We start from the raw sequence: 25,971 nt of genomic DNA on the forward strand, positions 1-25,971 counted from the left end.
AGATAAGATTTTCAGTTTATGATTACTAGTTTATTTTTATTATCATCATTTTTTATTTCAAGTGAAAACCAATAAGAACGTTCAGTTTACAAAGGCTATATTCAACATAAAGATGAAGATTGTTGACTCTATTTATATAAAAAAGATTACTCGACGTAGCGGCTTAATAATATCAGTTAATATGGCCAAGGCTAACTCGATATCTTTTACATACTACCCAAAAGATAATTTAACTAAGTTATCAACCACTAAAATTACTGGCTCTTACATTGCCAATTTAAACCATCATTTACAATGCTTTAGGAGTCAAAACTCCAAACAAACAAAAATATGTTTAACAAGGATTAAATAGCGATATTATAAACACTGAAACGAATGAGTTTATTCTTGGGTATTTGAATACTCCTTTTAAAGATGGAACGTTAACAGATGATCCAATTATTGGAGAAAAAATAACAGGTTATATTTTCAAAATTGAACCAAATAAGGATCAATATACATTGAAATATAAGATATACCCTAAAAGCCAAAACTCAACAGTTGAAAATTTTAATTTTGTCCAGAAGGTATATAGTGGAACAGCTAATATTTCATTTAAAAACAACGATAACGTATGTATTAATGACAATAATAACTCTAGCATCTGCATAAAAAAACTTGATGCATTGGCACAACATATACAAAATTAATTGAACGATAAAGTTAAATGTAATATATTGATAGAGCTGTCGTCCTTAAGCAGCAAAATAAATAGCAGTTCTAATCATTTAATTTAAAAGCCGACAGTTAACGTCGGTTTTTTTATAGATTAACTGATAAAGATGTATTACATTTAATGGTGTCCGCTGCCTGAAACGGTCGATTCACACGGCTCTCACAATTGCCTTTACCAACTTCTTGGTAACACCCTCATCCATTACAGTATCTATAGCTAAATACACGTTAGCTATATGTGCTATTGCACATCTACGTTGTTGGGTTTAACAACGCCCGCTCCCCAAACCACTACCACCTATACCAAGGAAATACATATGACAGACATCAAACTATCTATAAACTCAAAAAATTTTCTTAAAAATATCGAAAATAGTTTCACTAACAAAGAAATTGTACTTGCCGATCTTGTGCAAAATGCACGTCGTGCTGGTGCCAGTGAAATTCACTTTCGTACTGATAACACAACGCTTCGAGTCCGCGATAATGGCTCTGGTGTTTCTGACATGAAACACTTGTTCAATGTGACTGAATCGAGTTGGAAAAACAATCAAGAGTCACCTTTTGGCTTCGGTTTTATCTCAACACTATTTAGCTGTAAGAATTTATGTGTGGTTTCTGGCCACTTTTATATTTCAGCTCTAACTGAGGATATCAAGAATGGTCAGTCATTTAGTATCAAAACAGTTGACCATTTCGTTAATGGTACAGAAATTACCATGCACGATTATTATTTATCTGAACGTCAGATAAAACAGCACCTTTATGATATCGCGCAGGTATCTGAAATTAAGGTGTTCTATAACCAAGTTGAACTGGAATCAAAGCTTCAACACACAAAATTACTTGCTGCTAACTATGTAGCGAAAAATTTTGAATATGGAGTGATATATTTCAACCCAACGCTAACAGAATCTAGCTGTGTGTACGTACACGAGTACTTTAAAGAGTCAGTATCTCCCGGTGGGTATCGTCACGCTTTGGAAAACAAAATAATGTTTGAAGGCTGTAATATCGTCAAGCTTTGTCCAAAAAAAGTGAAAGCTCGGATGCCTGACCGCCTAGATTTGCTTAATGAAGATGATATTTATCGAGCAATCCAAATCACCACTCGAGAAACAGTCAAAAAACTTTTAAAGGAAAGGCTGTCTTCTGACGATCTAGACATTGTTAAAACCACAGTTAGTAAATACAAAAAGTTACTAACTTACAATAGTTACAAAGCTCTACTTAATGACGTGGATTATTTACCAATCAGTTATTTTATTGATCTAGGAGAGAAGTTTCCAACTGGTGAGCCTATATACCTAATATTTTCAGATGAGGTACTGAGCTCGAATGAAATTAGTGATCTGCATATTGTTGACGGTCTTAATTACGAAGAATCAGAATCGTTTTTACCAGAGATGTATGCTTATCTCCATGGCGCATACAATCTGCTTATCGAACTCGATTCTGACCACTGGATTTATGACCAAATTGTTTTTCTAGAAGAAGCTAAACTTCATTTAGAAGTCAATAATCACTACAAAACCGCAACTATCAATCACATGACAGTAACGTACTGTGATAGTTATAGTATCGGTGGTCCACTCGGCAGCATTGATGATTCGTACTCTTCTTTTTCGTTAGGATGCGGGAGAGGAATCGTTTTCCCTAACGATTGCAATAAAGGTGAAGTTTTCAAGCAAATCAATCATTTAGATTACGACGAGGACAATGTTGATTTTATTATTGAAGAAGGCCAACAAACGCTTCTTGAGTCTATTTTACTAAATCAAACAGATGATGTTGCCAAGATAATTGAACGTGCGATCAAAGAACTACCTGATTCAATAATGAATAAAATCACTGACAATATTGTTTCATTTACGAAAGATGAAAATGGAACACTTGTCGTTACTAAATCACCTAAATAACAAACCACCTACTGTATTTGAGCCACCAGCTCAAACACTCTCACAAGCGTCCGTATTCCACGGAGTAAACCTATAAACCAAAACAGCATATTAGATTCTAATATGCTGTTTTTTACCTTAATCACTTCTTGTCCAGAAAGAATCAGTACAATTTAAAGAAAAATTTTGCTTTCAAATTGAAAATAATCCAATATGAATAAAATAGCTCGATGCCTGAAACGAGCTTAAGCGCCATGGCAACCTCAAAATATCTTTACCTTTCCTTGGTAACACCCTCATCCATTACAGTATCTATAGCTAAATACACGTTAGCTATATGTGCTATTGCACATCTACGTTGTTGAGTTTTACAACGTTCATTCCTCAAACCACCACCGACTTTTTTAGAAGCGAACTACAACACTAGAGTTATCGTAATTCTAAAAAACAGTCATGTTTATACAATTCACTAAAGGGGTATTTATAACTTATGCTTGAGCTTCTAATAAACGGTGAAATCCGCGTTAGTACAGTTATAAAGTTAATTGGTCAATATTGGTCGTTGATAGGCGGCATAATATTACTAATTATCGTTGGTGTAGTAACCATGACAAAAAGTGATAAAAAATAAACCATCTGCTACATCAAGGAGACCGACTTATGGCGCAGAATGCTATTTTTAATTTTACAGACGATCAAATCAATCGATTAATTAATGATCCTGCTTATTTACAATCCCAAAAAGATAAACGTTTTTGCCCTCACTGCAAAACCGAACTTACTAAACAGTACGGATGTGAAATCAACCAATTAGGCGCTTGTGATGGGGCTAAGTTTGAAGATGGTCTTGATCTTAATATGGTCCTAGACATGGAACTTAAACATAAGCAGAGCGACTATAACACGCTGAAACTACAAATAGAGACTATCTATCAAGATCCAAGCTAAAACACTTTAGTTTGCAGCGGCGAGACATCTTGCCGCTCCACTAAAGACACTTCGTGTCCCACATAAATCTTCTAGTTTCTTGGTTTCAGTCCCACATAAAAAACGTTCATATAGCTAAATACACGTTAGCTATATGTGCTTTGCACATCTACGTTGATGGGCTTTACAACGTCCAGTACCCATAACACAAACTATGAGGAACCTATGCCTCGATTAACTACCACCATTAAAAAGACACTTTCTTTATCTGGAAAAAACGGCTCTCTATCCTGCAACGAATGCGAATCACTTTCGAAGTTCGTTATTGACCAGGATAGAAGTGTCCAGTGTGCCGATTGCGGCGATGTAAAAGGACTGTTGTTTAACAACAAAGCTTCTTTGAAAAAACTTCTGTTGAGAAAAAATCCTGACGGATACAGCAATCTCAACTGTGCCAATTGCCATTGTATTGGCGATTTTGAAATCACACTAACTGGTCAAGTTTGCTGCGCCGAATGCGGCATTGAAATCGACCGACTACGACTACCTAAATAGGAGATAACGAATGTCTTTTCAAGTAATCATTGAGACTCAAAATAAAATTTTAGATCAGCACTTTGGTTTATTAGACTTCGGTTACCTTACCGTCATTCACAAACAAACAGATCGTGAACAACGGTTTGATACAGCGCTATATTCGATTGAAGATGATCATCTTGTCATTTCTGTAGAACAGGTTGGTATTGACGAAAACGATAAACCATTAGTTACACCGGTTGATTGGGAGCACATCTGTGCAAATAAAAACCAATTCAAAATAGAGATGTATGTTGGATTTGATGATCCGTGTAAAGAGACTGCGCCGCCATCCGTTAAATATGGAAGAGCGTATGTGGACTACGGTACTCATCATAAGGATTCAACTTTAGATATCGAACTCGATAATTACTTTGAGTAAATCTGATTAAGGAGTGAATACGTGACTAATGAACTAGTTAAAATCATTAAAAATGATGATGGCGATATCCTACCAAACGTTGAGCAAGAATGGTGCTTAGTTGATGCTAACCCTTCATTAGACGTGGCTAGAGTCCTATGTACACAGGCGGTACTGGATATAGACACAAATGCTGAATGGGAAGAAAAGTCCGTTGCTCGTGGCGGCATTACATGTGACAAGTGCATTACCATTATCAAAGCATACAAAGCCGTTAAATTGTAATAGGTAAATTGATAATTAATATCCTTACTGGCTATCGGACAAATTGAACTAATCCGGTACTCACTTTATTACGCTTACATCGACCAAAAATTATTTGATTGCTTAAGTTTACGTCCAAGCAGCTTTGCTTAGCATGTGAGCAAAACAAGCATAAATCCAAACCACCACCATTAAGAGTTCACACTCTCTTCATTTAAGGAAACCACAAAATGAACACTCAACAACAAGAACATGTAGCAGTTTTTCTAAATAAACCTTTTTTCATGGAAATGCCTGGAGAGGGCGCTGTTTTGGAACTGTTTCGCAATGATTTAAGCAATATTCTATCGCTTAGTTTTAACAATATTGATCCACTTGAACTAGATGCATTCGATAATGCACCAATTTATTGTGGCTTAAAAACCAACACAAATGGCGCATGTATGATCTATTTTGAAATCGGCTGCCTCAGCTTCGAGCAACCATTCAATATAGCTCTATTGTTGGAAGGTGGTAAAACATCGCACGATAAGATGTCATTTAATGCAAATGAAAAAGAGAGGCTGTTAATTTCAGCTTTTCTGATTGATCACGATACCAACTTGGTTAAATCAATGCGAGTTTTCACATTACCATTAGTCGTTAGTCAAGACCTGCATCGATACATCCAAAAACAGTTCATCATCCCGTCATCTAAAGAAGCAATTGATGGAGCAAACACGGAAATAATGCAATCAGCTTCATCCTTTGACGAAGCCATTAAAACAGTCGACATGCACCTTTGTGGAGTTTGATTATATGTTGTTAGATTGTAGTTGTTGCGGAAAACTATTTCGCGGTGAACAAACTGCCTCTCATGATACCGGCTTTGGTACTTGCCAAAACTGCGAAGAGAGTAATATCGAAAAAGCAAATCGTCTACTCGATGAAGCCATCCTGAAGATTCAACCCAATCTCAAGCCGAACAAGCTTAAGACCTTCAATTCTTGGCCAATTGATAAACAGCGAAACTTTGCCATGGAGATGATTCAAAAAGGTATTATCAGTTTTTATTAATATCAAACCGCCCTTAAACACCATGCGAATTTAGTCGCATGGTGTTTTTTTATAAAGGATAGCCAAATCATATAAAACCACCTGCCACCTAGAAGGAACTATGAAGACATTTCTAGTTGAAACAGCCTCAATAACTGGTGATGAATTTACCACTCAATTAGCGATGATTGAATCGACATCATTAATTACAGCAATAGCAATTGCCAATATTCACCACTGTAAGTCACTAAATTTACCGATTGATAAAATGACTTGGGTAAGTGCTAGCAAAGGTCGATGTCATCAAACTGATGTTTCGATGGTTTTAGCTAATGAGATAACCCAAAACGCAGTAAGTATACTAAAAAATTGCGTTACCTTAGTTACGCAAGACGAAGTAAATAACTTTAGTCTTAAACTGCCAGTAAGTTTCATCAACTGTGCAGCATAAACAAAGCTAATTATTAAAACAAAGGCAACCAGTGTGTTGTCTTTTTTTTTTTGTTCAAAGAAAAAAACAACAAATATACGACTATTAATACTTTTATAATAATCGCTTTAAATGGAGGTTTAGATAGATGCTGGCAACAAATAATACTGAGAGAATTTATACTAGCGAAATCCTTAATACTAATGCTGAAATTGATTTGTATAGGCTAATTACTAATTCTACAAACATCAATGTAATTAATGACCACGTTATGATTAAAGCAGCTGAGATCATTGCTCTTATACCAACCTACCAAGTCATTAAACTCAACATCAAACCCATTTTAACTATGAGCAAAATATCAAGCATCACTTTTGATATTTCGTTGCGTGAATGCCGCGTTAGTATCTGCTGCCTGTTTACCGACAAGCATCAAAACTTGAATATTCAGGACGATATCGTAATGGCATTAATCAAAATCATGGTTTTAAATTTAAAGTGTCAGATCACTCTTTCAAACAACAGCACTTCTTTCACTCCGACATTACTCAATAAAGACGATGACTCATATGAAGGTTACATTATTGAATTACAGCGAATCCTTCATTTCTTAGGGTTTGAAGTTAACCGAAATCGAGACTTCGACTTAATGCATTATTGTTCGGCCATCAAAACAGCTAAGACACTCAATAGAACGCATCCTTATATCGAAACACTTGAAAGGCTAGTTATCCTGAAAAAACAAATTAAAGGCGCAATTTTGCCAATTAAGGAATAATATCGATTTATATCTTCTTGTTGACTAATGATTGATAACGTTCTGAGCTTGTAGAATGCACATACCTTGATGTTGCAGTTAGATCTGCATGACCAGCGTTTTGCTGAATATGAGAGAGAGGACGACCACGTTCAACATCATGCGAGATACCTGAGTGCCGTAGCCAATGAGGTGTCGCGATTCTCAATACAGATGCATCAGATAGGTCATTATTTTCTTCAGCCAACTGTGCTGCAAATTCAAAAACCTGTTTTACTATTTCAAAAATACGTGATGCTGAGAGGTTAACGTCAATCTGACCTTTTTTATCTCCTCTAGACGCAATCTTATGTCGAATAAAAATTGGCTTATCATCATTGGTTGGTAGGGGACTAAGACCAAGATATTTTCGATAACGAATAATCGCTTTCAGCCAATCTTCACACACTTCTATCTGCCTACTTTTACCGAACTTGGATCTTGGAACATTCAAAACCCAATACCCTGACATTTCCTGAAATTGGTTCCAGCAGCAACTATAGCCAGGTCTGTCTGATACTTCACTTATACGTAAATAACCCGCGTACATCGAAGTGATAAGGAATAAGGTTCGTTCATGAATATCAGGTTCGTTTTCAGCTGATCGTAATGCCGCTTTATAGCAATAATGCCATTGTTTAGTCGTCAAATATCTTAATGATTCGCTTTCTCCTGATTTCGTTAACGTTCGGTTATTACGAAGATATTGAGAAACAGGATTTTTATCAATCACATCTTCATCTATTAAAAAACGAAACAATGCGGAAATATTGAGAAGATTTGTCCTTAGAGAAGCATCTTTTATGCGGTAATCTTTCGTCGAATCATTATTAACGAAAGGTCGCCAGTTTACGTTCAAACTGCGCAGTGATCCCTTATGCGTAGGTTGCGGACTCCGCGCAATAAGTTCTGCTGGTGGATTACGTAACCACTTCACAAACTTAGCAATATCGCGTTTCGTTACGTCTAATAAAGCCTTTTGGTAATAGTCGTATAGCCACACGAAAAACGTATTGCAAGACGAACGGTAACTTTTAAAGCTGTTATCAGTAAACTGACACAAAAAGTCAGTAACTAGCTCGTATTCATACGATATGTCTACAAAAGACTTCTGCATTAATTTTAGATTAAGCTCTTGGTTTGGCTGTTCGATGAATTGAATGGTGTCGAAGTATGCTGTTGTCATTATGCCTCCATCCTGCTGTGATTATATACAGTATCAAAGTTGACAGTTAATTGTTGGATAACTTGCAAATTTTGAAACCGATGTAATGATGCATACCTGAAAGACCGTCAGATAGCATATCGAAGGATGACGGAGAGTGTGGCTGCTATGATTTAATGTATGAGTCAGAGCATATTAGCAAAACCAAAAGTTTCGGCTTTTCTTTTACGTATTTTGTAACCAGAGTTTGAGAGTAATGGAATTTTTTCAGATAGCTAACGATATGCGCATAAAATCTAAAAGTAGTACGAACGCAGTTGATATAAAGGATTATTGCCGTTTAGAAAAAGAGTATGCCGAGCTAGGTTTTAATAAATTAAGATCGGATATAAATCAATTTAATAAAGTACGTTATCGCAACACGATTGATGACGTAGTAATTAACCATATAGATAGCTATAAAGATGCATTTAGCATTTACTTTAAAACGGCATCACGTACAGTCGAGCCTAAGATAAGTAATTGTTGTTTAAATTATTACGCAGTACTCTTTAATGCTTTAGCCAGTGGTGTTGAAACTGAATACCAACTCACAGGTTTTGATATTGATTTGCTTAAATTATATTGGATACATTGTTCGGTAGAAGCGATTAAAAATAATGGTTATACGACAAATGATTTGGTTATTAACCAGTTAAGCAAAATGATGAAGTATGAAATAGCCAGTCCAGCTTATCATCATTGCCGTACAATTCTTGAAAACTTCGAACGGTCCAAATTGGAAGCAGCAATGTATGTTCCATTAGTTTCTAGCGATAAAGGTGGACTCATCTAATTGTTTATCGAGATTTGTAGCAAAATCACGATAACGCATCATTAAACAAATTCAATTACATGGCGGTTATATAAAGCAGACTATCGCGATTTCTATCTAAATCGCGATAGTAGCTTCAACATCAATCCTTTCTTACTTGCTACTCAAACCTATCCTCACGTCTGATATTTTTACGTAGGCGATCGTACTCTTCTAAAACTTTAAAAATAACGCATAGTGTATCTCTTTCAACATAACGACTACCACTTAATAATTTGCTCCTAGATATCTGAAGGTTAACTATAATATTCGGCAGTATTTTGCGTTTTTTAGTGTTAAGTAAAAAAAACTTTAATCGATTATTGATCTTCTTTGACATTACCAAGTTTGATGTTTAGTCTAAAAATGTAACAAATGAGTAATGGCTTGTAATACTCATCTAATAGCCAACCTACCAATAGAGCCATCCCCTACCCTTTGATCTGCAATCCCCTTGCAAACGCCAACTTAGTTATACCTTATTTTTACTAACCCAACTTTGGAGTACACCTTGTACGAAATTTGTCAATTGAGTGAACCTGTTATCGAAACGGATAATATCGAACAGTTGCTTGAAACACTTCCTAACTGCAACGGACATATAAGTATTAAGTACCGTTCTCAAATAGGAATGAAACAGCAACTATTTTTAACGATCAGCAGTAATAATAGAATTACAGAAACTTACACTGGCACTTGTATCTCTAATTCAGAAATCAGCCACATTCTTTCCAAGTAACACCTACTACCCACCACACAACCTCACGGTTATTTCAGGAAATTACATAACATGAATATTGTAAAACAAACCAACGATCTTAATGGTTATCAAGATAACTTCGGCGACGAAATTACAAATAATTTCGTTATTGCCTCAACCACTGCCATCGGCCGTAAAGATTTAACTGCACCTTTAAAGTATCTAATAAAGAAAAACTTAATCGATAATGGTTTCAAACAATCACTCTTGCATTTTGGAAAAGGGAAAGCGATTCCTGATTGCCTGTACTTTAAATCAATCGCTGCAGCCTATGCTGAGCTCGATGTGGGTACCGCAAATGCTTCTCAGATTTTAGGCTGTAACTATAAAGTCGTGATATCGAATTACGTCCTGAATGTGTTGCCCCCTTTGAATCGCCAAATAGTTTGGCAACAGATTGCTAGAGCAACTGACGATAAGGATGGCAAAGCATACATCGCGGTCAGAAGCTATAAAGATCGTGGCATCGTGGGTGAACCCTACCTTGATGGTGTACTTACCAAAACTGTCCGAAAAGTTAAAGATGCAACGGGTAATACAGTTACCGGGCAAACTTTTCAAAAAGGTTACCAACCCAACGAACTTAAAGAAGAAGCACTGCTGCATTTCAGGAGTGTTGATTATGTTTGTCAAACTGGCTCGTACCATATTGTTGTTTGTTCGCATAAGCCGCCAGTAACAGCAACTCAAACTTCTCTTTTTGGAGTTCAGCATATTGATTAGATCTAATGACAATCATGGGGTCTATCGTGAATGGAATATCGAACACCCTGTGTCGAAAAATAGGCTTTACTTTAGATTAAGAAAATACCACTCACTTGGGTATGAATTCGAATACCGAAAGCCATCAGAAGGTTGGAAAGGTAATACGTATCCAAACTTGTTATTATCACGAGCTGAGTACATGTCCGCTATAAAAGATGTGTCCTTTCGCTTTATAAGAAACGAATCTAAGAGGATAGAAAATAAAGAAAAAAGCCCTTAAACACAACAAAGCCAGCAATAAGCTATTATTGCTGGCTTTTTTCGGTGAAGCTGAAATGGTAAAAATTAAAACAGATAAAAAGATTGTTTAAAGGATGACTCCGCATTCACAGCCCATATCAACATAGAAACGCTTAATCTCATTCGATAAAATCAAAGGAGATACAATTAGATTACCATCAGCTTTTATTTGTTTAAGTATTCCTTTCATCAGAAAAACTCGTTCCAGAGATTGCCTTTCATGCAACATTTTTATCGATGAGTGCACTTTTATACCGTCAAAATCTAACATGTCGTATAAAACTGGCGTTGCAGCCCCACATCCGAATGAATCTAAAATCACTTTAGAACAGGTCGTTTTAATTAACTGAAAGTTGTCTTTAAATGTCTCGTCGTGATTATCATACTTATTATTAAAGAATAACAATATCTGTAAATTCTTGGTTTGATGACTATTTACTATTGCCGAGAACCTTTCCTGAAAATCTTTATGACTGAGAGATGAAGATCTTAATTGTAAGCTATGAGTAAAGAGTACATCATCTTTGTTATTTCTTATGTGTTTGAGTAATAGATTAAAACCTGCGAGATCTAACTGAAATATGGTATCAACCAGTAACGGTAAATGAGAAATTTTAGATATGAGATGATTATTTCTTTGAAGGCTCCAGTCCTTATAGCGTATTTCATTAGTAACAAGATCAATAACATCCTCATTAATAAGTTCCAAACCATCAGACTCTAACTCTTCAAGTAATGCTTTGTCATAATGACTTTTTCCTTCAGAGAATGCAGCTGAGACACTTTTCAACAAGATATCTGTATCTCTTTTATTTATCATGGTTGCGTTTTCCAATTTTGATATAGTCTTTAATTTTAACGGAGGATCTATATATGAAAATTAATAAGAAATTAATGGTGGACCTAGCACTGCTCATTGTCGCAAGTATGTTAATAGTTATATTCAACATATTTGCTCCTAGCATATTATCGGCTTGGTACAGCAAATTCTTAGTGGCTGCTTTAATGTTAGTACTGATCCTTAATGTAATCATCGAAGCTCTATGGCAACCAACTAAAGATTTAGACGATTAATAGCATCCTCTAGAATCATTCTAATTCTGTATTTCAATGTTTCAACGGTTTGTATCTCATAGAGCTTCAATATTTCGATGGAGTCAAAAGTATTAGAAAATTGTGTGTCATCAGGGTAGACATTCTCTATTTCAGTTTCTTGTAAGAATAGAGCAAATCGTCGAGTTTTATTCGCCTGGCTAAAACTAACAGTAAAGCTCGGTATAAACTCTTTTTGGGTCCGATTATCAACAATTGCGCTTAACGGTTTGTATAAGCATGGATTATGGATGTCAGGATAATTGGATAAGAAATGTATAGCGTAATCGATCACAATCTTTTCGTAATTACTATGAACGAGTATAGGAAATTTTAGGTTAACAAAAGGCTGAGCAAACCATTTTATGCATATTAAATCTTCTGGTTTTGACTCAGGTGACTCATAACAGAATGACAATGCTACTAGGCAAGGAGTATCGTATAAATCGAATCTATTTATTTTTATGTTTTTTCTTCTGACATTATCTATATAAAATACCTCTCCTTTGTATGTCGTTAATCTCAAACTTTCATTTCTAAACTCTAAGTGTGTCGCAAAAAGTAGCAACACACTTTGATGCCGCCGTGATGAATTTAATCTATGTGCTTTTTTCATATTTGATTTAAGTAAACCAAACCCTTTAGCATCCACGTAAAGATGTTTCTTAAGGTTCTCCTGTTTACACAGAATGACTTGTTGGCCTGCATCTCTAACTTTCAATAAGCTGATTAACTCTGAAGGGCTTGGCTGAGATATATCAGCAAGTTGTGTTAGTGAGTCCTCAAAAAGTTGCCAAACTAATCTAATAAAACTGTCAATCCGCATCTCACTATTTGAGGATGCCGACGACGGCGACGCTGCAGATGGTATGTCAGAAGTAAAATTTCGATATAGTTGAACATGATGTCTTTTTTCACCGGCACTGACTAACGCACCATTGAAATTAATTTCACGCGGAGAGCCTTTTACCGAAGAGTAAAATTCACATTCTGCACCATGGGAACCAAACTGCGAGTGGTTAACTAATACAATCTCACCATCTTTACTTTGCCGTCGCAAAAACATTATCGCTGGTGGTGTAGTGCAATCACACATTAACCAATATTTTTTTTCATAGCATTCTCGTAAATAACTTTGCACTGACTCTGTACCAATAGTCTGATAGCTAATAATCACTGGAGTTTTAAATAAACGACGTTTGGTCGTGTGCTCATATATCCACATGCTTTATAAACCTCTACAGAACTCACCTCCTCTTATGTTAAATCGTAACTATACCCATAAATTGCATTTTTTTTTTTAACTCAGAAAAAAAACTGCAAATATTGGCTTCTACTTTCATATTACTATAAACATGTTGAGCTCTGCGGCTCAGGCTGAAAGAAACATTCAGCCTTTTTTATTCTTTAGTGGGAGGGGGCATGCTCTATAACGTAAATCTTTTTGAACAACAATTTGCAGGTTTAGAGTCATTAATCGAATCCCCTTCCGCTCAGATTATGGAGCGCATGAATGATGAAGAAAAAGGCATTTTTCATGATCTCGTGTTTGACCGCGCTGCCATATACACAGATGACGAGAAATGGATGCCTATTCTTGAAACCTTTAGTGACTTTGAACTGCGGGTTGGTATCGAGAATATTAAGGTCAGCTACTGCGAGAATCCAAGAGCAATAACGGTGAAACAAGTTTATCACTGGATCTTGGCAGGCCAGCTAATAGGAACTTGTTAATGATTCGAAAGTTCTTATCTCTGCTGTCACAAGATTCTAGTGTAGATCCTAGCGACGATATGGGCAGTAATGACAATCTTAGTGGTGCAGTTGCTCACTCACAAACTGCCCTTTGTGCCGATGATATCTATAGCGCAGCACCGAGATTACAACAATTAAGAGACTTAATAATCGAAGAACGAGCTCTCGATAAGGAGTATGCTGAGCGATTTTATGGCGTTGTTATAGATCGCTTTCTAGAGTTTATTCAGGCATTACCAGCTAGCAAATCCGATCATCATTCCATGCGCTATGGTTTAGCATTGCATAGTTTAGAAGTTGCACTTTATGCGACAAGAAAAGAGCGTGGACAAGTTTTTATGCCAGGCACCGAGGATAAAGTGGCTTTACTTCGAGATCGCTTTACTTACGGCGTTTTTCTTTCTGCACTTTTTCATGACATTGCAAAAGCTTTTACTGATTTAGAAATTGTTTATTTTGATAAAAAAGAGCAACCGATCGTTTGGAACCCATTAACACAAAATATTCCAACAGGATCTCGCTACAAATTTCGATACCGTAACCAACAAAACTATAGTTTACACGCGTGTTTAAACAGTATTTTTCTACCACGTATTCTAAACAGGGAACAACTTAATTGGCTACATAGCAGTTATGAGGTTTGGAGTATTGTATTTGGTTACCTATCTGCAGATTATGAAAACAGCCAGTTAATTACGCAAATAGTTAAATATAGTGATGGACACAGTGTTAAGAACTCAGTAAGTACCAACACTGGACAATCACAAAAACCACCAAGCAAACTCGATAGTGTTATCTCTGATATTAAAAGTGTTGTTTTTAACGCTCCTAAGATCAACCAGGTTGGCCAACCAATATTCGTTTTATCAACACATATTCTGTTGCTCCATCCTGCTTGGTGCGACCTCTTAACTAAAGACATTGATGAGCGGAAAACGCAACAAACTCGCGTGCTGAATATATTAGGTGAAACTGACCTCATCGTTAAAAGCGATAAACGCACATTGAACAATATCGAAGTATCACAGAGCAGCCAAAAATTTGGCAATATAAATAAAACGTTTTGGTCGGTGATTTTAATACAGCGCTCTGCAATAGATCCTGATAATCAATTACAAGTAGGCGATCTTGTTATAAGACCAACAAAACAATCACCACTGATTGGTTATATTGAAAATGTAGACGAAACAATCACGGAAAAGTCCGAGGGTAACTCGCGGGCTCAGGTGCCAAACGATACTGATAAAGCCCCTACTAATATTATCGAAGCAAAAAAAGATGATAAAGCGTTACAAGAAATAACTAACACCGATACGGAAAATTCCGAGGGTAACTCGCGGGCTCAGGTGCCAAACGATACTGATAAAGCCCCTACTAATATTATCGAAGCAAAAAAAGATGATAAAGCGTTACAAGAAATAACTAACACCGATTCAGAAGAATTAACTTGTATAACAAATCAAAATATTCCATTAGCGAATGAATCTCATGAAAAACAATTATTTGACAGTTATATGAATGAATCAAATAAAGTTTCTAGCGTTTCGTGTGATGACTCGCAAAAAGACAGAAAAGACAGTACAAATAAGACTGATGACTCGCATGAAATTATGTTAGCGACTTCTCAATTACACAATCATCCCGTTGATTTAGCGAAACTTTCATCAAACAATAATATTGAGGAAAGTCAAAAATCAGACGACATTCCACAAAGACATACCGTTAACTTTATAGATAGTGATATCAGTAAACTATTTGTGAGGTTTATTGAATCTTGTTTGCGTGACTCAAAATTAGTTAGCGTTGCGCAGGCACCACTACATAAGCAAAATAATAATTTGTACTGCGTGTGGCCAAAGGTAATAACGCTTTTTAAACATCGACATGAACGTGATATACGGAAAATAACGGGCGTCATTGATGAAAGCGAACTAAGGCGGATGATCTTAAACCTGAATTACCATGATAAGCAAAGAAACAACGTGGATTTTGTGAAAATAGCGTTTACTTTAGGTCGCTCAACAAGCGGAGTAAGCATTTCAGCTATCAAACTAAACCAATCTATTTGCTGTCAGCTCAATGGTTTCGAAAAAGCACGACCATCACGCAGTTTACAACTGGAAAAGGACTAACAGGATAATCAATGGAACTGAGCATTTACCTACTTACAATGGTGTTTGATTTTTTTCGACTTAATGTTGTCATGTTTACTGAAAACTTGGCGCTAGGTTCTCTTTCAGCTGAAAAAAAATTTACCTCCTACTTTTCAGTAAATATGAAAACAACGAGTACCCCTTCGTTAATATCAATTAATGGAGATTTCAGTGATGGTCGATCTTAATACTTTAGCTAACAACATTCGTCGTAATAATAATAGTGTGGATGCTCAAATCATTGCGATCTCACGGTCAATTGATCTCTACGGCTTGTCTGACTCACAGGCTACAGAACTGTCTCAACTGATTGACGACGATGCGTATGTCGTTTGGAATGATCAAAAATTACGCGCGATTGCTCAAGGCGTATTTCCATCGTTCATGACGCTCAAAAAAATGCAGCGACTATCACAAAAGCGCTTAGATGCAATAATCACTCGTGAAGTTCAGACAGAAGCATTTGATAAACTCTGTGCTTTGCTGGATGAAATAGGTATAGCAATAGTCCCTGTCGATACTCATATAGGTTTCTTTCTCGTTGATATCGAACAGACCTATTGTAAATTTATTGAATCACAACATTTACAGCAACGTGCGGCGATTGCATTTTCACTGATAAATCTGTCGTTCGACATTGCTAAATCAAAAAACTTATTACTTCAAGAGTACAAAGAGCACCATACGACACTTGTAGCTAATAATTATAGCGACGTATTAAATTATGCCGGTTGTCGATTAAACATGAACAGCGCAGATATTAATGCTAACTACTGGCTTCTAACAAAAATAATTAATAAAAATACTAGACTTGAATTGGCAAGAATAATAACGGAGTATACTGATGCATCTTAATGTTTATCATGCCAACCTTTTGCATTTTTCATATGCTGCCGTATATGAGTTATTATCAAATGATCTAGGTCCCTTTGCCGACGAGTATTACCGCAATCAAACAATGCGTAATGTTATTGCAGTACACGAGAAAGGTGTTGATTATATTATTGGATTAAAACCTGAATACATTAAAAGGTACAAAGAAAATCCTTTATTTAATAAAGGGCGAAGTCCTGAGCAGGTTTCTCTTTTTTTCAAACACGCGATGCAGCAATGTCCAGCAGCCGATCGTTCTATATTTTTTCAGAGTAAGGATGATTTTGCTTGGTTTTTTAACTTACCAGCAGCCGAGCAAATTGAATTCATTAATTCAACTCACTATGCGGATACACGATATTTTATTATAGAGAGTTCATTATTAGAGTTAATGGATTCTATAATCGATAAATTCAACTTCATAGTTGAACTCGCTAATGATCATGTTCCTGAAAGTTCGATCAAACTAATTATGAATGATAATCAATTCACATATGATTTGATTAAGCCATTTATTGTTACCGAGAAAAAATCTACTCGTGTTAGTAAAGTTTCTTTGTTTGAAGAAATTCAAAAGCTATTCGCTAAAAAGAATTACTTCATGAATGAATTTATTGCATACAACATAAACCAACAGGACGTAAATAGAAAAATAGAAATACTTAAATACATTAAATCAGAATGCAATGAGCATATAGGTCAAGTAGACTATAAAACTATTTTAAGATTCATTCGAAAAGAAATTAATTATCTTTTTGAACATCAGGAATGGGACGCAAATTTATATAGCCTGGGAAAGCTATTTTTGCCTAAAGGCACGACATTCGACAAAACCATCGATAAATGGTTTGACGATAATAATAAAATTTAAATTGGCATAAAAAGCCAAAACTAGTTAAAACCGCAGAGCTCGTTATTTAAATAATGGAGATAAACAATGAGCAAAGAAATACTTGGTTCTATCGAATTAAATACACAGGCAACTTCAGAAACGGTACAAACTGGTGGTATTCGTGGTTCTTCAAAAATCATGCTTCACACTCGTAATGCTATTCTTTTATACACTGGTAAAAAATTGGATAAAGGTCATAGTTATGGACTTAATAATGTGACTTTCCATTTAAATACCATGTTTACTGGGTCAAAAAAGAACTGCCCTTATTCAGATTATTACTTACTACATATTGAAGAAACTCTTCTTTTATTAAATGCATCGATTAATGAAATGACAGAGATATTCAAAGAGAAGATTAATACTGAATTACCAAGTGGTTTTTCAACCGAAATTGGATCTGTAGAAACCCCGTTTATTACAAATATTGACGGTCAAAACCCATTCTTATTTAAGCTGTCATTCTTTTTAATTAGTTATGATGACTTTGTGCGTAAGGCTAACACTCTCGCCCACATTGGATTAATTACACCATCATACAAAAAAGAAATTATTGAACAACAAACTAAACCATTCCGAAGTTTGATGCATTTTATTCGCACGTATAATCCAAGCGGCTGTACTCGAGATGATTTTGCTGCAAATAATCAGCGAGTAATAAAAGCAAAAGAAATATATCCAAATATCGAATTGCCGGAAGACATTTTAAGTGGAGAGCGCCGTTCAGAATATGCACCTACTATTATTAAAGACGAGGATCAAATACCACTTACTAGTGCCGATGAGCCTAATCAACCTGATGGCACAGAAGCAGAAATTGACGCGGAAATAGCTGAGGTTAAATAGTGAATACATCTGACCATTTGTATTTACTTGATGGTCAGGTTGCATTGATAGCTAAAAGCATGAAGCAGCACAAGCTAAATACAAATGACAATTTAGATGATCAGTGCATTGGCTGGAGGCTATCATTACGTAAACTAGACCGTGAAAAATTAGTCTTAGTTTGGCGCAAAGTAGGTGAAACATCTCATCGACGAATGAGTTATTGCCCTGCCGAGTTAACAGATACTACATCTGAAAAAATGCGACTAGAACTCAACAAAAAGATGAAAATGGCGCTGTACATTAGGCACCAAGCTTGACCAAAAACCTCAATGCACTAAAAGTATTGAGGTTTTTTTATTCCAAAATATTATTATATATAACCAAAATAGCAATTTCGAACACTATATATAGTGGTAAATCGTTGGTTTACACACTATAAAAAAAACCAAATCATAAACTTTCACTTTAAAAACAATAAGTTGCAAAAAAAAGCCTGTCATTCAGATTATTACTCTGTAGATATATTAAATCCTAGATTTTCAAATAACTATAAAATCAAATATCAGTTTTATATACCAACCTAAAAACCAAACAGATCACTTAAGGATATAAGCTATTGAATTTAAAGGTAAACATAATCCCCTATCAAAACTCACCCTAATATCAAACCATTAAACCATTAAACCTTCAAACCTTGGATTTATACATTAGTTAATACATAAATTTAGTTATTTTATTCTACAAACCAGCAGTTTTAATTTCGAATTTTAAGGTTTAAAAAGACAACATTAATCATTTATTCTTAATCAAAACCTCCAACTACTGCATCCCGAACCAGCGAGCCACCTAACTGTTAACTGTTAATAGATAATAACAGTTACGATTTTCGCGTAGCGGAATGAGTAACTGTTGATCCGTTGATCCGTTGATCCGTTTTGTGAGTCAGTTGATCTTATTGCAATGTTTGTGTTTAATAAAAACGTTAGTTTCACTAATGTGAGCTAACAAAATACAAAAGTCGGGCAAATCGTCAGCATCGGCCTTAACATTGGATGCGTCCTGTTGTTTCGTAAGAAGCGCCTAGTAGCTCACTGCAATGAGACGAGCGACCGATTAAATCGGGAATTGCAAAACAACGAATGATGATAAACGAACACAAAAACAATGAACCATCTAAAACCGAGCGATAACCGCTCGGTTTTTTTTTTAGCTCAACAAAAAAACCGACAAAATCGCATCTTCAAATATTAGATAATCTACCTATTTAATGACGGAAGATTTGAGCGATGATGAAGGTAGCGAATTTAATGTTGAGTAGCACAATAGCAGTCATATCTGGATTTACTCACGCAGAGACAAATAGTTTCGAGTACGTTGATATTAGTCGTTATGTTGGCATGAAAGTAGATCAACACCAGCAACAAGCCGACCCATTACAAACGGTATTGAATATAACTATTCCATTTGAAATTAAATCAATTGGCCAAGCACTAAATTATATTCTTATAGACTCTGGTTATTCATTAGCAGATCCATTAGAGCTGACTGATGAAGCTAGAACGCTAATTAATCTACCGTTGCCTGATATACACCGTAAGTTCGAGTACCAGACATTAAATAATATTTTAAGAGTATTAGCTGGCGAGCCTTACGAGTTATTAGTCGATCCTATAAAGCGCGAAGTAAACTTTTTTTCAATCATTAAATAAAAGGACTAATTACATGGATAGTGATTTTGAAAAAGCGAAAATCAATAATGATGAAGCTTTAAGTGTTAAACCTGAAGTTGAAGATATCCGCGAGGATAAATTAGAGCCAAATAACAAAGCCAAATTGAGTAAGTTTAAGCTAAATATAAATAAGCCAATTCCATTAATTGGTTTAACTGTTCTGATAAATTTAGGCTTAACATTAGGCGTTACAACATTAATGTCAAAAAGTATTAACTCAAATACGGCTTCTACTATTGAGAGTAATAACCAGTCTTTTATGCATAACATGGATGAACTTGAGAGTAGAGTTAATAATATAAACAAAGATTATCAACAATTATCACTCATCATATCTGATGAAGCAGATATTATTGAAATCCAAAATTCTCTAACCAATATCAAAAGCACTGTTAATAATCATTCAAACATGTTGTTCGAAATGAATCGTGATAATAATGGTAAAAAAGATATTGCTGAAATGGATTATAACACTATTTCGAATTTATCCATTCGCTTAACGACAATTGAAGAAGACGTTAAGAAATTAGAAAAAAAACTTTCCACACATAATATTGTAAATACCAAATCAGCTAAAAAAGGTAAAACGTCACCAAAGAAAGTAAATAGAAAACCTGCAACAAAAAGTCAGCTTGGTGATTATGTTTTTCTAAATATCGATACATGGGGTGATGAAAATGTACTCGTTGTTCAGCACAACGGTAAAATTGAACGATTCCGTGTTGGACACAACTTAAAAAATGGAAATAAATCGTGGTCAATTAAGAGTATCAATACTCATAAAGCTAAATTAGTTTCTGGTTCTACTTCTATGTATCTCGGTAAGTAGCCATGAAGATATTATTAATTATCTCATCTGTATTAATACTAACGGGCTGTGTAAACACGCGAATCATTTATGTTGATAGATATGTATCACTGTCCGATAACGTTAAAGTGTGTGATTTAGACAGCGTAATTAGAAAGAATGGTGCTATCTGGTTTACCTATGAAAATGAGCGATTATATGGTTATCAAAGAGGAGGACTGAAATGTTTAATAAATTAATTATTACTGGTTCGATTTTAATTTTTTCAAATAATGTATTCGCAGAATTATTTAAAACTGATTATGTCGATACAGAGTTTAGCCAGTCACTTTCTGATGATAATTTCAATGCGGAACTAAATAGACGTTTAACTACATTTACTGCAAAAGATAAATTAAACGCACAAAAATGGAATATCGATAAACGGGATTGGCTGCAATATAAGAAACTAATGCTAACAACTAATGCTGCTGATTTATATCCAAATGCATGGCCGACTGACGTACTGTATATGTACGCAGAAACACCAGGTGAAAAAAGTAAGTATTTAAAACTTACTGTTGGATTTGAACGTCAAAAGCAAAAGCAATCTTATCAATATCAAGCAGCCGTTGACCAATATGAAAATAATCAGCTCGGTCTTAACCTTTACGATACTACGACTGAACGTGTTAAACGTTCACAGCCACCAGCACTCAGAGATTTACCAAAATATAAAGAAGTGCGTACCCAACTATTTATTGATGCTGCGAATTGTGATGCACAGTGTAATGAGTTTGCCCAGCAGTTAATTAAAACGAAGTCAGACGCAGCAGTACTCGACTTATGGTTTGTTAACTCATTTGGTAGTGACAGGAGCATTAGACGTTTAGCTCAACAGTGGGATATCAAGCCTGAAGACATTAAAAACTATCAAGTCACCATTAATCACGATAACGGCAATGCCAGATCATTAAAGGATAAACATAGCTATCAAGGGAGCTATCCGTTTGCGGTAAGAACAACAAGTTTTGGTGAATCCATTGTTAAGCCTTAATCAAATCATATTGGTTATCGTTTTGGCCTCATTAAGTCACAGTGCATTGGCGAGTAAAGCGAAAGTTTCCGTACCGGCTTTCTTCCAGCAAGTAGCCGAGCAGAAGAAACTGCCTCGTGATTTGCTCTACGCCATTGCACTCAAAGAATCTGGTACAACAACGATTAATCATTCGAGTAAGCATAAAAAATATCGCGCATGGCCATGGACGATGAATTATGCCAAGAAAGGTCATTTCTTTCGTAGTCGCTCTGAACTATTCACAGCCGCAAACAATCTCGTTAAAGCAGGTAAGAAAGTAGTTGATGTTTGCCCAATGCAAATGAATTGGAAATGGCACTCACATCGTTTCGAAAGTCTCTGGCACGCTACCGATCCATACAAGTGCATACCTCAAGCAGCAAATTACTTGATAGAGATATCGAACATGCCAGGACGCAAGAGTTGGTCATCTATCGTTGGGGGGTATCACAACCTAAATAGATCTGTTGGAGATCCGTATGCTAAAGGAGTTAAGCGCATATGCAAAAAATACAAATTAAAATGCTTTCTGTAGCATGTCTGATTATGCCTGTTGTGGCTATAGCAGCACCTATCACACTGATACCAACAACGGTAATTTACGATGGCGGTAAATCATTACCTATTACAGAACTTATTGGTGATGATGTATCGGAGCGATATCGTTTTAACGAAGCAAAAGATGCTCGCACCATTATTGAAGAAACAAACGCCGCCGCACAAAATCTGTCGTATTCAGCGTCTGATACGATTAACGATTTATTTCCTATCACATCAAATCTTAAACCTCAGAAATTTGTCAGTCGACATATGCAAGAGAAACTGGAACTTGGCCATAAAAACTTTTTCATCATCGGGGATGATGAATTTTCGCTGAAATGGGCGGTGAGTAACCATCAAGAATTACTGCGCCTTGGTAGTGTTGGGTTGATTACGAACACTGAATCATTCATGCGATATAAATTCATTCAAAAACTTTTAAAACCTCTGCCTATTAAAATGGTTGGCGCCACTGCAGTAATCACTGAATACAACGTACCGGGTTATCCAGTGTTAATCACTAGCGAGGGTTATTTCCAATGACAAAAAAATATCCTGTTGAAGCACTATTGCGCCCACCTGTTGAATACCTATCGGCCACAGGACTAACATTCATCGCTATCATTTGCTTAATGATGCCTGAACTATTTTTTATGACTCCATCTGTGTCATATATTGTCGCGGGTGGCTTACTCATGAGAGCCGTTTATCGGTGGTGTGATGCGCGTGAAGTCACAAACTATAAAAAGTATCTTAAAAAGCTGCCCACTTACCTATTGTCTCCGCAAGATATACCAAAATCACCGCAGTATCTTATCATTGGTAAAGGTTTTCGTTGGCGTCCTATACACACACAACGTCTGTACGACGCGAACTCTAACGAAGGGCAGGAGTATTTAGAAGATCCCGTCTGGTATATATACGGTCGTCGAGTTCAGCAATGGGCATCAACAACCAAAAAAGCGTTTTTTTTAGCGAAATTACTCAACAAGAACTCAAAACTTAATCCTTTCAAACCTCTTCCACCTGTCGGTGGCTCCACTCTTATACATGGTGTTGAACCCGACGAGACAACGATAGTTTTAGATCACGATGAAAGATCGGGACACTTGGGCTGCTATGGAACAACACGTGTGGGCAAAACTCGCGCTGCTGAGTTTTTTATCGCTCAGGACTGCGCGGATAAAAACAATGTGGTGGTCACAGTAGACCCTAAAGGTGATCAGGGTTTATTTAAGCGATGTTTCATTGAAGCCAAACGAAATGGACGCCCTTTTTACTTCATCCACCTTGGTTTTCCAGATGTTAGCTGCCGTTACAACGCAATTGGCTCTTTTTCTCGCATCTCAGAAGTAGCGACTAGGGCGACATCAGGAATTAGCGGTGAGGGTTCAAGTGCGGCATTTAAAGAGTTCTGTTGGCGTTTTGCTAACATTATCTCTCAAGCGCGTGTCAGACTGGGTCAACGACCATCTTACGAACAGCTTGCGCAAGATATTGTCGATATAGAGCCCCTATTTCACCAATATTTCTTTTGGTACGCCAATAAAAACCATAAGTCACTAAACCTTGAAAAAGAAGTACGTTCGCTTGAGCGTAGTAAAGATTTTAAGCCAGCAAAAGTGATGATGGGTAAACTCCGAATTACAGCTGCTATCGATGCTGTGATTGTTAAACGTAAACTTTTTGATCCAGTACTGGCAGGATTAATGAGCTGTGTTCGTTACGATAAAACGTACTTCGATAAAATTGTTGCCTCTCTCTTGCCCCAGCTAGAACGACTTTGTAGTGGCCGATTATCCGAACTGATATCTCCTGACTATGACGCAGTTGACGATCATCGTCCTATCATCGATTGGATGACCATCATTAGACAAAAGGCAGTGGTCTATATTGGATTAGATGCAATGACAGACATTGCCACAAGCTCAACCTTTGCAAACGCGCTATTTGCGGATTTGCTATCTACATCTGGATATCTATACAAGTATGGATACGAGATGGGCTTGTATGGCGGTGCACAAGGCATGTTACCAAAGATTCGTATGCACAATGATGAATTCAATGAGTATTGCGGTTGTTTTGGTCCTCTTCTTAACAAAGCAGGCGGTAGCGGCATAACCACGTTTAACTACACCCAAGTTAGATCGGATTTGGTGGTTGGCACTCAAAATGCTGACAAAGCAAGCGTATTGGAAGGTAACATGAACACATTGATCATGATGCGCGTCAAAGGTAAGGAAACCGCCGAGCTACTGACCGATCAGATTTCGCAGTGTCAAATAAACTCATTTACAACAGTGAGTGGGGCTAATGATTCATCTGAAGTAGATAACAACATTCATTTCACATCGAAAAATGAAGATCGTCGAACAGCTCAGGATGCTGACTTAATCACCGTCGATAACATCATGCAACAACCAAAAGGACAAGCCTATATCCTCCAAAAAGGTGCAGATCTCAGCCATGTGCGATTCCCACTTATCAACGATAAAGCAGACGATATTGATATTCCTGATTACCTCGAAGATATGTGTGCTGAAATGGCTGCGAAATACGAAACAGGTGAAGCTTGGTGGAATTTTGCTGGTGGCGCAAATGACAACACCATTACCGAAATGACAGAAGAACAACATGAGGCCATGCTAGGTTTTTCTGATTGTATCAACGATATTTATCGCACACTGGATGCCGAGCACAATGAAAAATCTACTGAGGTGGCCGCATGAGTAACACTTCAAGAGAAAAAGAAACACAAAAAGACAAACGAATGACGTTGCTCACTTTTTGTCACTATCTTATCACGACACTCTGCGTCTCGATCATGATATCTATTGCTGTCGAATGGCTATTAATGACATTTTGGCGACCAGAACAAGGGTCGAATTACTCTCGGATGAGCGCAATTACCGAAATGGGATATCTGAATAAAGATTTCGCACATTATGTTTTATTTGGATTATCACCATCTGCAATGGCTAATGTAATCTATGAATTCATTACCGGTCAGACATACTCACCAGACCAGGTACACGACCTATTTTGGATGAGAGCGAGTCCAAGCGACAATATAGTTACATCAGCATTGAAACTGATTGTATCTGTTGCTGCCGAATATGGATTAGCTATGATTTACGTCATCATCACGTTACTAGCGCGACTATCCGTACTCATTTTTAGCCTACCGCTATTTCTAATGGTGTATTTAGCGGCATTGCTAGATGGATTTGTAGAGCGAGAACTACGAAGAATGGGCGGTGACACCGAAAGTGGACTGTCGTATCACTTATTCAAGTCGTGGATACCTTATACTTTTTTTGGCGCTTGGTTTATATATATGGCATGTCCTGTCACAGTGCATCCGTCGATATTAAGCATCTTTGCACTCAGTATGTTTATTTGCGTCTATCTCACCGCAGCAAACTTCAAAAAATATTTTTAAAAAAAGGATCACTAGTT

General features: G+C 36.4%; 28 protein-coding genes. 25 read left to right on the forward strand and 3 right to left on the reverse strand.

Annotation, left to right across the window (positions count from 1 at the left end; all coding sequences use genetic code 11):
• Positions 1 to 1,031 precede the first annotated feature (1,031 nt).
• The 8 genes from C9J40_RS19995 to C9J40_RS20030 all read left to right on the forward strand — a co-directional run bounded on the left by C9J40_RS19995 (position 1,032) and on the right by C9J40_RS20030 (position 6,983).
• Entirely contained in the window at positions 1,032 to 2,633 is a 1,602-nt protein-coding gene (locus C9J40_RS19995; RefSeq protein ID WP_158259568.1) for an ATP-binding protein, read from the forward strand.
• 639 nt (positions 2,634 to 3,272) lie between these two features.
• Positions 3,273 to 3,560, forward strand: coding sequence for a hypothetical protein (locus C9J40_RS20000; protein WP_107247796.1), 288 nt, complete (start codon positions 3,273 to 3,275; stop codon positions 3,558 to 3,560).
• Positions 3,561 to 4,104: 544 nt separating this feature from the next.
• Entirely contained in the window at positions 4,105 to 4,497 is a 393-nt protein-coding gene (locus tag C9J40_RS20005; protein ID WP_107247797.1) for a hypothetical protein, read from the forward strand.
• A 21-nt stretch (positions 4,498 to 4,518) separates the two neighbouring features.
• Positions 4,519 to 4,761, forward strand: a complete 243-nt coding sequence (locus C9J40_RS20010) for a hypothetical protein (RefSeq protein ID WP_107247798.1) — start codon at positions 4,519 to 4,521, stop codon at positions 4,759 to 4,761.
• Positions 4,762 to 4,970: 209 nt separating this feature from the next.
• On the forward strand, positions 4,971 to 5,534 hold the full coding sequence (locus tag C9J40_RS20015) for a hypothetical protein (RefSeq protein ID WP_107247799.1): 564 nt from the start codon (positions 4,971 to 4,973) through the stop codon (positions 5,532 to 5,534).
• A 4-nt stretch (positions 5,535 to 5,538) separates the two neighbouring features.
• Entirely contained in the window at positions 5,539 to 5,796 is a 258-nt protein-coding gene (locus tag C9J40_RS20020; RefSeq protein ID WP_107247800.1) for a hypothetical protein, read from the forward strand.
• A gap of 100 nt (positions 5,797 to 5,896) precedes the next feature.
• On the forward strand, positions 5,897 to 6,226 hold the full coding sequence (locus C9J40_RS20025) for a hypothetical protein (protein ID WP_107247801.1): 330 nt from the start codon (positions 5,897 to 5,899) through the stop codon (positions 6,224 to 6,226).
• Positions 6,227 to 6,353: 127 nt separating this feature from the next.
• On the forward strand, positions 6,354 to 6,983 hold the full coding sequence (locus C9J40_RS20030; RefSeq protein ID WP_107247802.1) for a hypothetical protein: 630 nt from the start codon (positions 6,354 to 6,356) through the stop codon (positions 6,981 to 6,983).
• Between the two features lie 7 nt (positions 6,984 to 6,990).
• On the opposite strand, the gene C9J40_RS20035 is transcribed toward C9J40_RS20030, so the two are convergent.
• Positions 6,991 to 8,187: a site-specific integrase gene (locus C9J40_RS20035; RefSeq protein ID WP_107247803.1), complete on the reverse strand. Its 1,197-nt coding sequence runs from the start codon at positions 8,185 to 8,187 to the stop codon at positions 6,991 to 6,993.
• Between the two features lie 235 nt (positions 8,188 to 8,422).
• On the opposite strand from C9J40_RS20035, the gene C9J40_RS20040 reads away from it, so the two are divergent.
• The 3 genes from C9J40_RS20040 to C9J40_RS20045 all read left to right on the forward strand — a co-directional run bounded on the left by C9J40_RS20040 (position 8,423) and on the right by C9J40_RS20045 (position 10,502).
• A complete protein-coding gene (locus tag C9J40_RS20040) occupies positions 8,423 to 9,001 on the forward strand; it encodes a hypothetical protein (RefSeq protein WP_146144966.1) in 579 nt (192 codons plus the stop codon).
• Between the two features lie 529 nt (positions 9,002 to 9,530).
• Entirely contained in the window at positions 9,531 to 9,758 is a 228-nt protein-coding gene (locus tag C9J40_RS21950; RefSeq protein WP_146144967.1) for a hypothetical protein, read from the forward strand.
• A 51-nt stretch (positions 9,759 to 9,809) separates the two neighbouring features.
• Entirely contained in the window at positions 9,810 to 10,502 is a 693-nt protein-coding gene (locus C9J40_RS20045) for a hypothetical protein (protein ID WP_107247805.1), read from the forward strand.
• A gap of 349 nt (positions 10,503 to 10,851) precedes the next feature.
• Here C9J40_RS20045 and C9J40_RS20050 read toward each other — a convergent pair whose 3' ends face one another.
• Positions 10,852 to 11,604 (reverse strand): EAL domain-containing protein, encoded by a 753-nt coding sequence (locus C9J40_RS20050; protein WP_107247806.1) that lies wholly within the window; start codon positions 11,602 to 11,604, stop codon positions 10,852 to 10,854.
• Between the two features lie 53 nt (positions 11,605 to 11,657).
• Here C9J40_RS20050 and C9J40_RS20055 point away from each other — a divergent pair, with 53 nt between their 5' ends.
• On the forward strand, positions 11,658 to 11,858 hold the full coding sequence (locus C9J40_RS20055; RefSeq protein ID WP_107247807.1) for a hypothetical protein: 201 nt from the start codon (positions 11,658 to 11,660) through the stop codon (positions 11,856 to 11,858).
• Here the strand turns inward: C9J40_RS20055 and C9J40_RS20060 are convergent.
• Positions 11,839 to 13,101 (reverse strand): hypothetical protein, encoded by a 1,263-nt coding sequence (locus C9J40_RS20060; RefSeq protein ID WP_107247808.1) that lies wholly within the window; start codon positions 13,099 to 13,101, stop codon positions 11,839 to 11,841. The genes C9J40_RS20055 and C9J40_RS20060 overlap by 20 nt on opposite strands.
• Before the next feature lie 197 nt (positions 13,102 to 13,298).
• Between C9J40_RS20060 and C9J40_RS20065 the strand changes: the two genes are divergently transcribed.
• The 13 genes from C9J40_RS20065 to C9J40_RS20130 all read left to right on the forward strand — a co-directional run bounded on the left by C9J40_RS20065 (position 13,299) and on the right by C9J40_RS20130 (position 25,954).
• Positions 13,299 to 13,610, forward strand: coding sequence for a hypothetical protein (locus C9J40_RS20065; RefSeq protein WP_107247809.1), 312 nt, complete (start codon positions 13,299 to 13,301; stop codon positions 13,608 to 13,610).
• Entirely contained in the window at positions 13,610 to 15,763 is a 2,154-nt protein-coding gene (locus tag C9J40_RS20070; protein ID WP_107247810.1) for a TraI domain-containing protein, read from the forward strand. The genes C9J40_RS20065 and C9J40_RS20070 overlap by 1 nt, the downstream gene beginning before the upstream one ends.
• Before the next feature lie 192 nt (positions 15,764 to 15,955).
• Positions 15,956 to 16,639, forward strand: coding sequence for a hypothetical protein (locus C9J40_RS20080; protein WP_146144968.1), 684 nt, complete (start codon positions 15,956 to 15,958; stop codon positions 16,637 to 16,639).
• Positions 16,629 to 17,528 (forward strand): hypothetical protein, encoded by a 900-nt coding sequence (locus C9J40_RS20085; RefSeq protein WP_107247813.1) that lies wholly within the window; start codon positions 16,629 to 16,631, stop codon positions 17,526 to 17,528. The genes C9J40_RS20080 and C9J40_RS20085 overlap by 11 nt, the downstream gene beginning before the upstream one ends.
• A 66-nt stretch (positions 17,529 to 17,594) precedes the next feature.
• Complete coding sequence (locus tag C9J40_RS20090) at positions 17,595 to 18,395, forward strand: PFL_4669 family integrating conjugative element protein (RefSeq protein ID WP_107247814.1); 801 nt, start codon at positions 17,595 to 17,597, stop codon at positions 18,393 to 18,395.
• The gene (locus tag C9J40_RS20095) at positions 18,395 to 18,694 is read left to right on the forward strand and encodes a hypothetical protein (RefSeq protein ID WP_107247815.1); all 300 of its coding nucleotides are present in this window, start codon (positions 18,395 to 18,397) and stop codon (positions 18,692 to 18,694) included. The genes C9J40_RS20090 and C9J40_RS20095 overlap by 1 nt, the downstream gene beginning before the upstream one ends.
• Positions 18,695 to 19,663: 969 nt before the next feature.
• Positions 19,664 to 20,086, forward strand: coding sequence for a hypothetical protein (locus C9J40_RS20100; protein WP_107247816.1), 423 nt, complete (start codon positions 19,664 to 19,666; stop codon positions 20,084 to 20,086).
• 13 nt (positions 20,087 to 20,099) lie between these two features.
• On the forward strand, positions 20,100 to 20,936 hold the full coding sequence (locus tag C9J40_RS20105; protein WP_107247817.1) for a hypothetical protein: 837 nt from the start codon (positions 20,100 to 20,102) through the stop codon (positions 20,934 to 20,936).
• 202 nt (positions 20,937 to 21,138) lie between these two features.
• Positions 21,139 to 21,951, forward strand: a complete 813-nt coding sequence (locus tag C9J40_RS20110; protein WP_107247818.1) for a hypothetical protein — start codon at positions 21,139 to 21,141, stop codon at positions 21,949 to 21,951.
• Positions 21,926 to 22,507, forward strand: a complete 582-nt coding sequence (locus tag C9J40_RS20115) for a hypothetical protein (RefSeq protein ID WP_146144969.1) — start codon at positions 21,926 to 21,928, stop codon at positions 22,505 to 22,507. Before C9J40_RS20110 ends, C9J40_RS20115 begins: the two co-directional genes overlap by 26 nt.
• Positions 22,474 to 23,055: a PFL_4695 family integrating conjugative element protein gene (locus C9J40_RS20120; RefSeq protein WP_107247820.1), complete on the forward strand. Its 582-nt coding sequence runs from the start codon at positions 22,474 to 22,476 to the stop codon at positions 23,053 to 23,055. The genes C9J40_RS20115 and C9J40_RS20120 overlap by 34 nt, the downstream gene beginning before the upstream one ends.
• Entirely contained in the window at positions 23,052 to 25,241 is a 2,190-nt protein-coding gene (gene traD, locus C9J40_RS20125; RefSeq protein ID WP_107247821.1) for a type IV conjugative transfer system coupling protein TraD, read from the forward strand. The genes C9J40_RS20120 and traD overlap by 4 nt, the downstream gene beginning before the upstream one ends.
• Positions 25,238 to 25,954, forward strand: coding sequence for a TIGR03747 family integrating conjugative element membrane protein (locus tag C9J40_RS20130; RefSeq protein ID WP_107247822.1), 717 nt, complete (start codon positions 25,238 to 25,240; stop codon positions 25,952 to 25,954). Before traD ends, C9J40_RS20130 begins: the two co-directional genes overlap by 4 nt.
• Positions 25,955 to 25,971: the final 17 nt, after the last annotated feature.

Source organism: Photobacterium sp. GB-72 (assembly GCF_003026095.1).
Taxonomy (GTDB): domain Bacteria; phylum Pseudomonadota; class Gammaproteobacteria; order Enterobacterales; family Vibrionaceae; genus Photobacterium.

Coding starts and splice junctions, on each gene's coding strand:
- C9J40_RS20040 (WP_146144966.1), top strand. CDS start 8,423: ATGGAATTTTTTCAGATAGCTAACGATATGCGCATAAAATCTAAAAGT.
- C9J40_RS20130 (WP_107247822.1), top strand. CDS start 25,238: ATGAGTAACACTTCAAGAGAAAAAGAAACACAAAAAGACAAACGAATG.
- C9J40_RS20065 (WP_107247809.1), top strand. CDS start 13,299: ATGCTCTATAACGTAAATCTTTTTGAACAACAATTTGCAGGTTTAGAG.
- C9J40_RS20070 (WP_107247810.1), top strand. CDS start 13,610: ATGATTCGAAAGTTCTTATCTCTGCTGTCACAAGATTCTAGTGTAGAT.
- C9J40_RS19995 (WP_158259568.1), top strand. CDS start 1,032: ATGACAGACATCAAACTATCTATAAACTCAAAAAATTTTCTTAAAAAT.
- C9J40_RS20025 (WP_107247801.1), top strand. CDS start 5,897: ATGAAGACATTTCTAGTTGAAACAGCCTCAATAACTGGTGATGAATTT.
- C9J40_RS20015 (WP_107247799.1), top strand. CDS start 4,971: ATGAACACTCAACAACAAGAACATGTAGCAGTTTTTCTAAATAAACCT.
- C9J40_RS20090 (WP_107247814.1), top strand. CDS start 17,595: ATGAGCAAAGAAATACTTGGTTCTATCGAATTAAATACACAGGCAACT.
- C9J40_RS20055 (WP_107247807.1), top strand. CDS start 11,658: ATGAAAATTAATAAGAAATTAATGGTGGACCTAGCACTGCTCATTGTC.
- C9J40_RS20005 (WP_107247797.1), top strand. CDS start 4,105: ATGTCTTTTCAAGTAATCATTGAGACTCAAAATAAAATTTTAGATCAG.
- C9J40_RS20020 (WP_107247800.1), top strand. CDS start 5,539: ATGTTGTTAGATTGTAGTTGTTGCGGAAAACTATTTCGCGGTGAACAA.
- C9J40_RS20120 (WP_107247820.1), top strand. CDS start 22,474: ATGCAAAAAATACAAATTAAAATGCTTTCTGTAGCATGTCTGATTATG.
- C9J40_RS20030 (WP_107247802.1), top strand. CDS start 6,354: ATGCTGGCAACAAATAATACTGAGAGAATTTATACTAGCGAAATCCTT.
- C9J40_RS20000 (WP_107247796.1), top strand. CDS start 3,273: ATGGCGCAGAATGCTATTTTTAATTTTACAGACGATCAAATCAATCGA.
- C9J40_RS20045 (WP_107247805.1), top strand. CDS start 9,810: ATGAATATTGTAAAACAAACCAACGATCTTAATGGTTATCAAGATAAC.
- C9J40_RS20100 (WP_107247816.1), top strand. CDS start 19,664: ATGATGAAGGTAGCGAATTTAATGTTGAGTAGCACAATAGCAGTCATA.
- C9J40_RS20050 (WP_107247806.1), bottom strand. CDS start 11,604: ATGATAAATAAAAGAGATACAGATATCTTGTTGAAAAGTGTCTCAGCT.
- C9J40_RS20110 (WP_107247818.1), top strand. CDS start 21,139: ATGTTTAATAAATTAATTATTACTGGTTCGATTTTAATTTTTTCAAAT.
- C9J40_RS20085 (WP_107247813.1), top strand. CDS start 16,629: ATGCATCTTAATGTTTATCATGCCAACCTTTTGCATTTTTCATATGCT.
- traD (WP_107247821.1), top strand. CDS start 23,052: ATGACAAAAAAATATCCTGTTGAAGCACTATTGCGCCCACCTGTTGAA.
- C9J40_RS20105 (WP_107247817.1), top strand. CDS start 20,100: ATGGATAGTGATTTTGAAAAAGCGAAAATCAATAATGATGAAGCTTTA.
- C9J40_RS20060 (WP_107247808.1), bottom strand. CDS start 13,101: ATGTGGATATATGAGCACACGACCAAACGTCGTTTATTTAAAACTCCA.
- C9J40_RS20035 (WP_107247803.1), bottom strand. CDS start 8,187: ATGACAACAGCATACTTCGACACCATTCAATTCATCGAACAGCCAAAC.